We start from the raw sequence: 12,356 nt of genomic DNA, 5'->3' as shown, positions 1-12,356 counted from the left end.
TCGCCGATCCTCTACTACGGCGACGAGATCGGCATGGGCGACAACATCTGGCTCGGCGACCGCGACGCCGTCCGCACACCGATGCAGTGGACACCGGATCGCAACGCAGGTTTTTCGTCCTGCGACCCCGGACGGCTCTTCCTGCCGACCATCATGGATCCCGTCTACGGGTACCAGGTGGCCAACGTCGAGGCGTCGATGTCGTCGCCCTCGTCGCTGCTGCACTGGACCCGGCGCATGATCGAGATCCGTAAGCAGAATCCCGCCTTCGGGCTCGGGACGTACACCGAACTGCAGTCCTCCAACCCGGCCGTCCTCGCGTTCCTGCGCGAGGCCCCCCTCACCGAAGAGGGAGGGGACGACCTGGTGCTGTGCGTGCACAACTTCTCGCGCTTCGCACAGCCCACGGAGCTGGACCTGAGCCGCTTCAACGGGCGGTATCCGGTGGAGCTGTTCGGCGGGGTGCGCTTCCCGGCGGTCGGCGAGCTGCCCTACCTGCTCACGCTGGCCGGGCACGGCTTCTACTGGTTCAGGCTGCGCAAGGACGCGGCCTAGAACCCCGGGGCGGGGCGGTTTCCGCTGTCCCGCCCGGGGCACGCATCACTCACACCCCGACCCCCCGGGGAAAGGAATGTGACACATATGGCGGAGACTGTCACACTTTCCGGCAAGACCAGCCCCGGCCTGCTCGCGTCGTTGGACCCCCTGCTGCGGGAGTGGCTTCCCCGGCAGCGCTGGTTCGCCGGCAAGGGGCGTCCGGTCACCGGGTTCTCGCTGGTGACGGCCACCGAGCTGCTGCCCGCCGAGGCCAGGCTCGGCCTGTACCACCTGCTGGTGCGCGCCCGTCAGGGAGCCGCGCCCGGCGACTGCTACCAACTGCTGATCGGCGTCCGCGAGGCCCTTCCGCCCCGGCTGGCTCCCGCGCTGATCGGCCGCGTCACGGACGGCCCGCTGGCCGGGCGGACCGTGTTCGACGCCCTGTACGACAGCCGTCCCGCCGAGGTGCTCCTGGAGGCGTTGCGCACCCGGGCCCGGATCGGCGGACTGCGCTGCGAGCGCGACCCCGGGCAGGAGATCCGGTCGGGGCTGGTCCCGCGCCGGCTGACCGGCGAACAGTCGAACTCGTCCGTCATCTATGGAGATACGTTCATCCTGAAACTTCTGCGGCGGGTCGTGCCGGGCGTCAATCCCGACCTGGAACTGCCGCTGGCGCTGGCCCGCGAGGGCTGCCCCAGGGTGCCCGCGCCGACCGCGTGGATGTTCGCGGACCCGAGTGAGGGCGACGACGACGGCGGGGGCGAGGGCGAGTCCTACGTCCTGGCGGTGCTCCAGCCCTACGTCCAGGGCGCGGCGGACGGCTGGGAGCTGGCGTTGCGGGAACTGGCCAAGGGCGAGGACTTCGTCGCGGAGGCGCGGGCGCTGGGGCGGGCCACCGCCGAGGTGCACGGGGCCCTGGCCCGGGCGCTGCCCACGGCGACGCTGGGGCATGCGCAGATAGGGCCGATGGTGGACGGCATGACCGAGCGGCTCGACGCGGCCGCGCAGGCGGTACCCGTGCTGCGCCCGTACGCGCCCGCGCTGCGCACCGCCTTCACCGCGCTGGCCGATCTCGCGGCCGAGGGCTGCACCTGGACCGCCCAGCGCATCCACGGCGATCTGCACCTCGGGCAGTGTCTGCGCGCGGCCTCCGGCCAGTGGGCGCTGATCGACTTCGAGGGGGAGCCCGCCCGGCCGCTGGCCGAGCGGCGGATGCCCCAGCCGGCCGTGCGGGACGTGGCGGGCATGCTGCGCTCCTTCGACTACGCGGCCCGGTCGGCCGACCCGCCCGCCCCGGGCTGGGCGCACGCCTGCCGGGCGGCGTACTGCTCCGGGTACGCCGAGGCGGCGGGCGTCGATCCGCGCACCGACCCCGTGCTGCTGCGGGCCCACGAGACGGACAAGGCGGTCTACGAGGTCGTCTACGAGGCCCGGCACCGCCCCGACTGGCTCCCCGTCCCCCTGTCCGCGATACATCGCCTCGCCGCTCCCGACCTGCCTTGAGGAGGCTCCGTACGTGACTCCCCCGAAGAAGAAGGCCACCGCGAAGAAAGCCGTGACCAAGAAGGCTGCGGGCAAGGAAGCGGCCGGCGACGAGGGGGTGGGCGAGAAAGCCGTGAGCAAGAAGACGCCGGGCAAAAAGGCGCCAGGCAAAAAGGCTCCGGTCAAGAAGGCTCCGGTCAAGAAGGCGGCAGGGGCCGCGAAAGCCGCCGCGAAGAAGCCCGCGCAGCCCGTGGCGCCTCAGGCGCCCGTGGTGCCTGAGGCGCCCGTGACGCCCATAGCCCCAGCGGCGCCCCTGGAAGCGACCCCCGCCCTCGACTCCGCCGACCGCGAGCGGCTGCTGCACGGCACGCACCACGACCCGCACTCCGTGCTCGGCGCGCATCCGGCGTCCGGCGGGATCGTCTTCCGGGCGCTGCGCCCGTACGCGCGGTCCGTCACCGTCCTGTCGGGCGCGCTGCGCGCCGAGCTGCACGACGACGGCGACGGCTTCTTCTCCGGCCTGCTGCCCCTGGTCGAGGTCCCGGCCTACCGGCTCCTCGTGGAGTACGAGGGCACGACCGTGGAGACCGAGGACGCCTACCGTTTCCTGCCCACGCTGGGCGACCTGGACCTGCATCTGATCGGCGAGGGCCGGCACGAGGAGCTGTGGACGGTGCTCGGCGCGCACCCGACGGCCCACGAGGGCGTGCCCGGCACCGGTTTTCGCGTGTGGGCGCCGAACGCGCGCGGGGTGCGGCTGGCCGGCACCTTCAACTTCTGGGACGGCACCGGGTATCCGATGCGCTCGCTCGGCTCGTCCGGGATCTGGGAGCTGTTCGTGCCCGGGATCGGCGAGGGCGAGCTGTACAAGTTCGACATCACCCGCCCCGACGGCTCGCACACCCTGCGCGCCGACCCGATGGCGAGGCGTACGGAGGTCCCGCCGGCGACCTCGTCGATCGTGACCGCCTCGCACCACGAGTGGGGCGACGAGGAGTGGCTGGCCCGGCGGGCCGCGACCCCCGTGCACGAGGCCCCGTTCTCCGTCTACGAGGTCCATCTGCCGTCCTGGCGACCTGGCCTGACGTACCGTCAACTCGCCGAGCAGCTGCCCGCGTACGTCAGGGACCTGGGCTTCACGCACGTCGAGCTGATGCCGGTCGCCGAACATCCCTTCGGCGGCTCCTGGGGCTACCAGGTCACCGGCTTCTACGCGCCGACGGCCCGGCTCGGCACGCCGGACGACTTCAAGCACCTGGTGGACGCGCTGCACCGGGCCGGCGTCGGCGTCCTGATGGACTGGGTGCCGGCGCACTTCCCGCGCGACGACTGGGCGCTGGCCGAGTTCGACGGGCGTCCGCTGTACGAGCACGAGGACCCGCTGCGGGCCGCGCACCCCGACTGGGGGACGCTGGAGTTCGACTTCGGGCGGCGCGAGGTGCGCAACTTCCTGGTGGCCAACGCCAGTTACTGGTGCGAGGAGTTCCATGTCGACGGGCTGCGGGTGGACGCCGTCGCCTCCATGCTCTACCTCGACTACTCACGCGAGCACGGCCAGTGGACGCCGAACGAGCACGGCGGCCGGGAGAACCTGGACGCGGTGGCGTTCCTGCAGGAGATGAACGCGACGGTCTACCGGCGCAGTCCCGGGGTCGTCACGATCGCGGAGGAGTCCACGGCCTGGGACGGCGTCACACGGGCCACCCACCACCCGGGTCCGAGCGGCTTCGGCGGGCTGGGTTTCGGGCTGAAGTGGAACATGGGCTGGATGCACGACTCGCTGCAGTACATGAGCCACGAGCCGGTGCACCGCAGCTTCCACCACCACGAGATGACCTTCTCGATGGTGTACGCGTACAGCGAGAACTATGTGCTGCCCCTGTCGCACGACGAGGTGGTGCACGGCAAGCGCTCGCTGGTGTCGAAGATGCCCGGCGACTGGTGGCAGCAGCGCGCCGACCTGCGCGCGTACCTGGGCTTCATGTGGGCCCACCCGGGCAAGCAGCTCCTCTTCATGGGGCAGGAGTTCGCGCAGGGCGCGGAGTGGTCGGAGGCGCACGGCCCGGACTGGTGGCTGCTGGACCCGGCGTACGGCGCGCAGGCCGATCACCGGGGGGTCAGAGACCTGGTCCGGGACCTCAACACCGTCTACCGGGCGGCCCCCGCCCTCTGGCAGCGCGACACCGACCCGGGCGGCTTCCAGTGGGTGGTGGGGGACGCGGCCGAGGACAACGTCTTCGCGTTCCTGCGGTACGACGCCGAGGGCTCCCCGCTGCTGTCCGTCTCCAACCTCTCCCCGGTCGTCCGCCACGACTACCGCCTCGGCGTCCCCGACGACGTCCCGGCCTGGCACGAGATCCTCAACACGGACGCCGAGCGGTACGGCGGCAGCGGGGTGGTCGGACCGGAGCCGGTCAAGCCGGAGCCGCAGGCCCTGCACGGCCGGCCGGCGAGCATCCGGCTGACCCTGCCTCCGCTGGCGACGGTGTGGCTGCGGCCGGCCTGAGCCGTAGCCGTCCTACTTCCTGCCGAACATCAGCCGTCGCAGCGCCGCCAGCAGTCCTCTCGTCTGGTTCTCGTCCCGGTGGGAGGCTGCCGGCGTGGTCTGCCGGGGGTCCGCAGGGCGCGTCGTGGGCGCGTCGGCGGAGAGTTCGTAGCGCACGGGCAGCACCCGCAGCCCCCGCACCACCGGGCCCGAGCGCCAGGGCAACTGGTCGGAGGGGAGGGTCAGTTCGGCGCGGATGAAGTGGTCGAAGACGCGGCCCACGGCGGTGGTGACGATGAGGCCGCCGAGTTCGCGGGCCGCGCTGGGGCACTGGTGGGCGCCCGCGCCCCAGCCCAGATGGGCGCGGGTGGAGACGGTGGAGCCGACCATGTGGGAGGAGCCGATCGCCATCAGGTCCTGGTGGGCGGCGGCGGAGGACGGGGAGACGATGTCCCCGGCGCGGATCCAGAACCGGCCCAGCCGCACGTCCCGGGCGGCGAACCGGAAGCACATGTTGGCGACGGGCGGGTTGGCGAGGGCGGCCCGGTTGACCGTCTCGCCGAGCTGCCCGGCCGACAGGCTGCGGCGTACCGTCGCGTTGCCCCGCAACACCTCCAGCAGGGTGTTGAGGACCATGTTGCCGGTGATGTCGTTGAGGTAGACGGCGTTCATGAACAGCTCCCGGCCGAGCTGATCGTCGGTGAGGTCGGGGTCGGCGAGCATCATGTACGAGGTGAGGTCGTCGCCGGGTCTGGCCCTGCGGTGGGCGGCGAGACGGGTGAAGGCGGCCAGCGCCCGGCCGGTGGCGGGGCCGGAGTCGGGGCCGCCGTCGAGCATCCGCCACAGGTCCATGACCAGTTCGTCGCCGAGTTCGACCGGGCAGCCGAACAGTTTGGCGGTGATCATCAGCAGCAGCGGCCGGGTGTACTGCGCGCCCAGGTCGGCGAAGCCGGAGCGGCCCGACTCGGCAGCGAGCAGCGCGACGAGTTCGTCGGCGTAGCGGGCGACGGCCGCGCGCAGTTCCCAGCCCTCGGGGCTTCTGGCGTCCTGGAAGGGGCGCAGTGCGGCGTGCTGGGTGCGGCGGGCGGCCCGGTGCTCCTCGTCGTCCATGAACATCGTCTGCCGCACCTCGTAGCCCGCGAGCAGCGGCCAGTCGGGCGGCAGTTCGCCCTGGGCGCGGGCCCGCCAGTGCCGTACGTCGCGCCGCCACCGGCTCTCGTTCTTCAGGACCTCGAGGACCTCCCGGTAGTCGAGCACGAGCCACACCGGCACGCCCATGAGTCCGACCGGGGCCACGGGCCCGTACCTGCTCCGCAGCCGCCGGTACACCGCGCCGGGGTCCGCGTCGAACTCCGCCGTGAGCAGCGGCTGGACGGGGAGCGACCCGAGGTGCGGGCTGTCGGCCGGTGCGAGGGCGTGAGGCTGGGCTTCCATACCGCCACGCTTACCGCACCGGCCGTGCACGCGCAGTGATCACGGCACGAACTGTTACGTCTTGGTGATCCTGAGTCAGACCGAGGGCGCCTCCAGGGCCGCGGCCAGCGCTTTCGGCAGTTCCTTGGTATGGACCACCGCGAGTCGTTGGGTGGCGCGGGTCAGCGCGACATAGAGATCGCTGGTGCCGTAGTCGCCCGGTTCGACCACGAGCACGGAGTCGAACTCCAGGCCCTTGGACTGGCGGGGGTCGAGCAGGACGACGGTGTGGGTGAGGTCCGGTTCGGCCCCCGCGGTCACCCCGTCGAGGCGGGCCGCCAGCCGCCGGTGCAGTGCGCGCGGGGCGATCACCGCGAGCCGGCCCTCGGCGGGCGTGAGCTCGGCGACGGCCTCGGCGACCGCGCCGGGCAGGTCGTCGGCGGCGCGCGCCCAGGGCCGTACGCCGGTGGAGCGGACCGAGCTGGGCGGCTCGAAGCCGGGGTGCTCGGCGCGGACGACGGCCGCCGCGACCTCCATGATCTCGGCCGGGGTGCGGTAGTTGACGCCGAGCCGGGTGTGCTCCCAGCGGTTCTCGACGTACGGGGCGAGGATCTTCGACCAGGAGCCGACGCCGGCCGCCTCCGCCGTCTGGGCGGGGTCGCCGACCAGGGTCATCGAGCGGGTCGGGCTGCGCCGCATGAGCAGCCGCCACGCCATCGGCGACAGTTCCTGCGCCTCGTCGACGATGATGTGCCCGAACGCCCAGGTCCGGTCGGCCGCCGCGCGCTCGGCGGCGCTGCGGTGGTCGTCCTCCTCGTGCCGCTCGGCGAACCGCTCGGCGTCGATGATGTCGTGCGCGGAGAGGACCTCGCCGGCCTCGGGGTCGTCGTCCTCCTTGTCCTCGAACTCGAAGCTCCGGGAGGCGTAGGACACGTCGAGCACGCCCTGCGCGTAGGCGACCTGCGTCTCCCGCTCGCGCTCGGCGAGCGCCCGCGCCGAGCGGTCGTCCTCGCCGAGGAGTTCGGCGGCCTCGTCGAGGAGCGGCACGTCCGACACGGTCCAGGACGAGGTCACCGGGCGGCGGACGGCGGCCGCGTCCTCGGCGCCCAGGTGGGCCTCGGGGGCGGCGAGGAAGTCGGCGACCAGGCGCTGCGGGGTGATCCGCGGCCACAACTCGTCGATGGCGGACCAGACTTCGGGGTTCTCGGCGAGTTCGTCGCGGATCTGGGTGATGTCGCTCGCGTCGAGCATGTTGGAGCCGTCGTAGGGGTCGGTGCCGATGCGTTCGGCGACCATGTCCGTCAGCGCGTTGAGGATGTGGCCCTCGAAGTGCTCGCGGGCCGCGTTGTGCGGCAGCCCGGCGGCGCGGGTGCGGTCGCGGGCGACGCCGGCCAGTCCGTCGTCGAGCATCAGAATCTCGCGGTCGTGCTCGATCGTGATCACCGGGTCGGGCAGCGCCTGCCGGTCGCGTACGACGGCGGCGAGGACGTCCGCCATGTCGGCGCGGCCCTTGACCGCGGCCGCCTCGGGCCGGTCCGCGGCCGTCGCGTGGACGCCCGGGTACAGCTCGCCGACCGTGGCCAGCAGGACGCCGGTCTCGCCCAGCGAGGGCAGCACCTCGCCGATGTAGCCGAGGAAGGCGGGGTTGGGACCGACGATCAGGACGGCCCGCTTGGCGAGCAGCTCCCGGTGTTCGTACAGCAGGTACGCGGCGCGGTGCAGGGCGACGGCCGTCTTTCCGGTGCCGGGGCCGCCCTCGACGACCAGCACCCCTCGGTGCGGCGCCCGGATGATCTCGTCCTGCTCGGCCTGGATGGTCTGCACGATGTCGCTCATCCGGCCGGTGCGCGCGGCGCCCAGCGCGGCGAGCAGCACGGCGTCGCCGGTCGGGTCCTCGTGGCCGGTGCGCTCCTGGTCGCCGAGGTCGAGGATCTCGTCGTGCAGGGCGGTGACCCGGCGGGCATCGGTGGTGAGGTGCCGGCGTCGGCGCAGCCCCATCGGGGTGTGGCCGGTGGCCAGGTAGAAGGGGCGGGCGACGTCGGCCCGCCAGTCGATCAGGATCGGCGTGAGCTCGGCGTCGTCGGCCCGCAGACCGATCCGGCCGATGTGGTGCTTCGTGCCCGAGGTGAGGTCGATGCGGCCGAAGCAGAGGGAGCCGTCGACCGCGTTCAGCGCGGCCAGCAGCCCCGAGCGCTCGGCGACGAGGATGTCGCGCTCCAGCCGGGCCTGCATGGGCGTGTTGCCCTGCGCGAGGGCGTCGGTGACGGAGGACTCGGTGTCACCGCGCAGGGCGTCCACGCGCGCGTACAGGCCGTCGATGAATTCCTGTTCGCGGCACATTTCATCGTCTGGAAATTCGCTGTTTGACAATTCCGCTCCCGCCCGGATATACTGTGCTCACTGAGCTTCTTTGTGACTCAATTCCCGTGAAGTCACGAACCATTAAATATACGCAAAGCAATCCCCCGAGCGCAATTGCGCTCGGGGGATTGCTTCGTATTACGTCAGGTCAACGGACGTCCGGGAGCACCTCGGACAGTTCCTCCAGGAGCCGGCGCTTGGGCCGGGCGCCCACCATCGACTTCACCGGCTCGCCGCCCCGGAAGACGATGAAGGTCGGCATCGACAGCACCTTGTAGGCGTTGGTCGTCTCCGGGTTGTGGTCCACGTTCAGCTGCACCACCTTCAGCCGCTCGCCCTCCTCCGCGGCGAGCGCGCCGAGCACCGGCCCCATCTGCCGGCACGGCGGACACCAGTCCGCGGTGAACTCCACGAGCACCGGCAGCGCGGACCCGATCACCTCGGCCTCGAAGTCGTCGTCCGTCACATCGCTCACGCCTGTCCCCATTTACCGGCCTCCCAGTTCGCACCCGGGTTCCGGACCCCCCGGAACCAGCGCCTCGGCGCCCAGCCGGTCCCGCGCCCGCTCGGCCCGCACCAGCTGCCCGGCGACCGTCTCCCGGACCGCCTTCAGCTCCCCGATGAGCGCGTCCAGCTCGTCCAGCTTGCTCCGGTAGACCGCGAGCGACGCCGGACACGAGTCGCCCTCGGGATGCCCGGCCCGCAGACACTCCACGAAGGGCCGGGTCTCCTCCAGGTCGAACCCGAAGTCCTGGAGCGTCCGGATCTGCCGGAGCAGCCGCAGATCGCTCTCGTCGTACGTCCGGTACCCGTTGTCGCCGCGCCGCGCGGGCAGCAGCCCCCGCGACTCGTAGTACCGCAGCGTCCGGGTCGTGGTCCCGGCCCGCGCGGCCAGCTCTCCGATGCGCATGCCTACGAACGTAGGCCTTGACGCCGACGTCAAGGCAAGAGGGGTTTGCGTTCGACCGGCGAGGTGAGCACGATCGAGGTGGTGGTGCGGCCTAGGACCGAGACCTCCTCCAGGTGCACCGTGTCGGTGACGGCGACCTTGAGGATCCAGCAGTCCTCGCCGACCACGTGATGCACCTCGGTGATCTCCGGCCGTTCCATCAGCTCCAGGGTCCTGGGGTGCTTCAGGTTGTACCCGCCGTGCGGACTGACCCGGATGAACGCCTGGATCCCGTAGCCGAGCCGGGCCGGGACGACCCTGGCGCCGTACCCGCTGATCACCCCTGCGGACTCCAGCCGCCGCACCCGCTCGGTCACCGCCGCGGGACTCAGCCGCACCCGGCGGCCCAGCTCGCTGAGCTTGATCCGGCCGTCGGTCTGGAGCAGCTGGAGGATCTGTCGGTCCACGGCGTCGAAGGCCGCCGATGTTTCCATGGCGCCGGCTCGTGAATGCCGCGGTTCTTTCGGCGCGGCGGCCGGAACTCCCATGGTTACCCCTTCAGGACGGACGGATACGCCGGGAGAATTATGGCCATGGACAAGCCACGAGAGGTACTGGTCATCGGCGGGAACCGCTACTTCGGCAAGCGGCTGATCGGTCGGCTGCTCGCCGCCGGGGACCGGGTGACCGTGCTGAACCGCGGATCGTCGGCCCCGCCGCCGGGCGCCGTGCACCTGGTCGCGGACCGCGACGACGAGGCGTCGCTGCGCGGCGCCCTGGGGTCCCGCGTCTTCGACGTCGTCGTCGACCAGGTCTGCTACACCCCGCGCCAGGCGGCCGTCGCCCGCCGGGTGTTCGCGGGCCGCACCCGGCGGTATGTGCTGACGTCGACGGTCGAGGTGTACGAGTACGAGGACTCGATCACGCTCGTCCGGGAGGACGCCGTCGATCCGCTGGAGGTGTCGGTCGATCTCGAACTCCCCTGGGACGACCCGGAGTTCCGGGAAGGGCACTACGGCGAGGGCAAGCGGCAGGCGGAGGCGGTGTTCGCCGCCCCGGGCCCCGAGCTCCCGTACGTGGCCGTGCGCGTGGCCCATGTGCTGGGCGGGGACGACGACTTCACGGGCCGCCTCGACCACTACGCCTCCCGCATCCGGGACGGCCGTCCCATCACAGTGCCCTTCTCGGACCAGCCCGCCACCTACATCCACGTCGAGGAGATCGCCGACTTCCTGGCGTGGACGGCGGGCGAGGAGTTCACCGGGCCGGTCAACGCGGCCTCCCACTCCCTGCTGACCACCGTCGATCTCTGCGAGGCGGTGGCCGCGCAGCTGCCCGAGGGCAAGGTCGTGCTCCGGCTCGTCGAGCTCGGCGAGGTCGCGCCGTTCTCCTTCTTCCGCTCCTACGGCATGGACAACTCCCGCGCCACGCGCCTCGGTTTCCCCTTCGCAGACGTACGGCACTGGCTGCCCACGGCGGTCGCCGAGACCCTCGGGGCGGGTGACTGAGCAGGGCGGTGGAACGCGCCCTTCAGGGGCGCGGGGAACTGCGCGACCGGCCACGACGCACCCGCAGACAAAGAACCGGACGGCCGAGCCACGGGGGAGTGCTCGGCCGTCCGGAGTACGGGGGGGGTGATGGCCGGATGTCCGGCCCCGGTTCAGGCGGGGCCGGACATCCGGAACTCAGGGGAGAAGCTACGCCTTCGCGAGTTCCTTCTCGCCGCCCTCGCGCTGCTCGGGCAGGCTGCTGTCCGTCAGGACGTCGTCCTCGCCGTCCTCGTCGAGAAGGGTCTTCTCGTCGAAGGGCAGGCCGCCCGCGAGCACCAGGTGCACGCGCTCCTTGTCGATCTCCTTGGTCCAGGTACCGACCAGGACGGTCGCGACGGCGTTGCCGGCGAAGTTGGTGAGGGCGCGGGCCTCGCTCATGAAGCGGTCGATGCCGACGATGAGGCCGATGCCGTCCACCAGGGCGGGCTTGTGCGACTGCAGACCGCCGGCCAGGGTCGCCATGCCGGCGCCGGTGACGCCCGCGGCGCCCTTGGAGGCGACGAACAGGAACAGCAGCAGCGGGATCTGCTCGCCGATCGACATCGGGGTGCCCATCGCGTCGGCGATGAACAGGGACGCCATGGTCATGTAGATCATGGTGCCGTCGAGGTTGAAGGAGTAGCCGGTCGGGACGGTGATGCCGACGACGGGCTTGCTGATGCCCAGGTGCTCCATCTTCGCGATGAGGCGCGGCAGCGCGGACTCGGAGGAGGAGGTGGACAGGATCAGCAGGAACTCACGGGCCAGGTACTTGAACAGGGAGAGGATGTTCAGGCCCGAGATGATCTTCAGCAGGGCGCCGAGGACGATGAAGACGAAGAGGAAGCAGGTGACGTAGAAGCCGAGCATCAGCACCGCGAGGCTCTTCAGGGCGTCCACGCCGGCCGAGCCGACGACCGCGGCCATCGCGCCGAAGGCGCCGACCGGGGCGGCCCACATCACCATCGTCAGGACGCGGAAGACGAGCCGCTGGATGTGCTCGACGCCGCGCAGGATCGGCTGGCCGGCCTTGCCCATGGCCTGCAGGGCGAAGCCGCAGAGCAGGGCGATGAGGAGGGTCTGCAGGACCTCGCCCTCGGTGAAGGCGGAGACGATCGTCTTGGGGATGATGCCGAGCAGGAACTCGGTGGTGTCCTTGGCCTCCGGGGAGACCTGTGCCTGTCCGGTCTCCTTGACGGCGTCCGTGATCGCGAGGCCCGTGCCCGGCTCCAGGATGTTGCCGACGACGAGGCCGATGGCGAGCGCGACCAGTGACATGACCACGAAGTAGGCGAGGGCGATACCGCCGACGGCTCCGACCTTCGCGGCCTTCCGTACCGACCCGATACCGAGGACGATCGTGCAGAAGATGATCGGCGAGATCATCATCTTGATCAGGTTGACGAAGCCGGTTCCGATGGGCTTCATCTCGACGGCGAAGTCGGGGGCGATGAGGCCCACGGCGATGCCGACGGCGACCGCGACGATCACCGCGATGTACAGATAGTGGGTGCGGTCCCGCTTGACTGCGGGTGCGGCAGGTGCCGTATCGGGGGTGCTGCTGGCGGCCACGGCTGCCCTCCTTGACGTCTTCGTCGGCATCACCGGCGTGCGGCTCACGTCCGGGGTTATGGGGGATTGCCGTGACTATCTCCCGCCC

Annotated in this window: 10 protein-coding genes; 4 read left to right on the top strand and 6 right to left on the bottom strand. The window is 71.4% G+C overall.

All coding sequences use genetic code 11. The annotated features are described in order from the left end of the window. The 3 genes from ACWD4O_RS35215 to glgB all read left to right on the top strand — a co-directional run. A partial coding sequence (locus tag ACWD4O_RS35215; protein WP_451286234.1) for an alpha-glucosidase C-terminal domain-containing protein occupies window positions 1-555 on the top strand: 555 nt, incomplete at its 5' end. 87 nt (window positions 556-642) lie between these two features. Beyond that, window positions 643-2,040, top strand: a complete 1,398-nt coding sequence (locus ACWD4O_RS35210; RefSeq protein ID WP_451286232.1) for a maltokinase N-terminal cap-like domain-containing protein — start codon at window positions 643-645, stop codon at window positions 2,038-2,040. A 13-nt stretch (window positions 2,041-2,053) separates the two neighbouring features. After that, entirely contained in the window at window positions 2,054-4,525 is a 2,472-nt protein-coding gene (gene glgB / locus ACWD4O_RS35205) for a 1,4-alpha-glucan branching enzyme (RefSeq protein ID WP_451286230.1), read from the top strand. Window positions 4,526-4,537: 12 nt separating this feature from the next. Here glgB and ACWD4O_RS35200 read toward each other — a convergent pair whose 3' ends face one another. The 5 genes from ACWD4O_RS35200 to ACWD4O_RS35180 form a co-directional block, all read right to left on the bottom strand. Further along, window positions 4,538-5,938, bottom strand: coding sequence for a cytochrome (locus tag ACWD4O_RS35200; protein ID WP_451286228.1), 1,401 nt, complete (start codon window positions 5,936-5,938; stop codon window positions 4,538-4,540). Window positions 5,939-6,013: 75 nt separating this feature from the next. After that, a complete protein-coding gene (locus ACWD4O_RS35195) occupies window positions 6,014-8,257 on the bottom strand; it encodes a HelD family protein (protein ID WP_451286226.1) in 2,244 nt (747 codons plus the stop codon). 169 nt (window positions 8,258-8,426) lie between these two features. Continuing rightward, a complete protein-coding gene (locus ACWD4O_RS35190) occupies window positions 8,427-8,765 on the bottom strand; it encodes a thioredoxin family protein (RefSeq protein ID WP_451286224.1) in 339 nt (112 codons plus the stop codon). After that, window positions 8,766-9,188 (bottom strand): MerR family transcriptional regulator, encoded by a 423-nt coding sequence (locus ACWD4O_RS35185; RefSeq protein ID WP_358801330.1) that lies wholly within the window; start codon window positions 9,186-9,188, stop codon window positions 8,766-8,768. It lies immediately after the preceding gene. A gap of 29 nt (window positions 9,189-9,217) precedes the next feature. Next, window positions 9,218-9,661, bottom strand: a complete 444-nt coding sequence (locus ACWD4O_RS35180; protein WP_451286223.1) for an Lrp/AsnC family transcriptional regulator — start codon at window positions 9,659-9,661, stop codon at window positions 9,218-9,220. A 99-nt stretch (window positions 9,662-9,760) separates the two neighbouring features. Here ACWD4O_RS35180 and ACWD4O_RS35175 point away from each other — a divergent pair, with 99 nt between their 5' ends. Continuing rightward, on the top strand, window positions 9,761-10,675 hold the full coding sequence (locus tag ACWD4O_RS35175; RefSeq protein WP_451286221.1) for an NAD-dependent epimerase/dehydratase family protein: 915 nt from the start codon (window positions 9,761-9,763) through the stop codon (window positions 10,673-10,675). Window positions 10,676-10,864: 189 nt separating this feature from the next. Here ACWD4O_RS35175 and ACWD4O_RS35170 read toward each other — a convergent pair whose 3' ends face one another. Continuing rightward, a complete protein-coding gene (locus ACWD4O_RS35170; RefSeq protein ID WP_451286242.1) occupies window positions 10,865-12,298 on the bottom strand; it encodes a cation:dicarboxylate symporter family transporter in 1,434 nt (477 codons plus the stop codon). Window positions 12,299-12,356 lie beyond the last annotated feature (58 nt).

Source organism: Streptomyces sp. NPDC002623 (genome assembly GCF_053592635.1).
The sequence above is the reverse complement of the archived record's forward strand: the minus strand, read 5'-3'. Positions and strand labels throughout refer to the sequence as shown.

What these genes read in the sequence shown, in the direction of transcription:
- ACWD4O_RS35190 (WP_451286224.1), bottom strand. Translation starts at nt 8,765, where the DNA reads ATGGGGACAGGCGTGAGCGATGTGACGGACGACGACTTCGAGGCCGAG.
- ACWD4O_RS35195 (WP_451286226.1), bottom strand. Translation starts at nt 8,257, where the DNA reads ATGTGCCGCGAACAGGAATTCATCGACGGCCTGTACGCGCGCGTGGAC.
- ACWD4O_RS35210 (WP_451286232.1), top strand. Translation starts at nt 643, where the DNA reads ATGGCGGAGACTGTCACACTTTCCGGCAAGACCAGCCCCGGCCTGCTC.
- ACWD4O_RS35180 (WP_451286223.1), bottom strand. Translation starts at nt 9,661, where the DNA reads ATGGAAACATCGGCGGCCTTCGACGCCGTGGACCGACAGATCCTCCAG.
- ACWD4O_RS35175 (WP_451286221.1), top strand. Translation starts at nt 9,761, where the DNA reads ATGGACAAGCCACGAGAGGTACTGGTCATCGGCGGGAACCGCTACTTC.
- ACWD4O_RS35185 (WP_358801330.1), bottom strand. Translation starts at nt 9,188, where the DNA reads ATGCGCATCGGAGAGCTGGCCGCGCGGGCCGGGACCACGACCCGGACG.
- ACWD4O_RS35200 (WP_451286228.1), bottom strand. Translation starts at nt 5,938, where the DNA reads ATGGAAGCCCAGCCTCACGCCCTCGCACCGGCCGACAGCCCGCACCTC.
- ACWD4O_RS35170 (WP_451286242.1), bottom strand. Translation starts at nt 12,298, where the DNA reads ATGCCGACGAAGACGTCAAGGAGGGCAGCCGTGGCCGCCAGCAGCACC.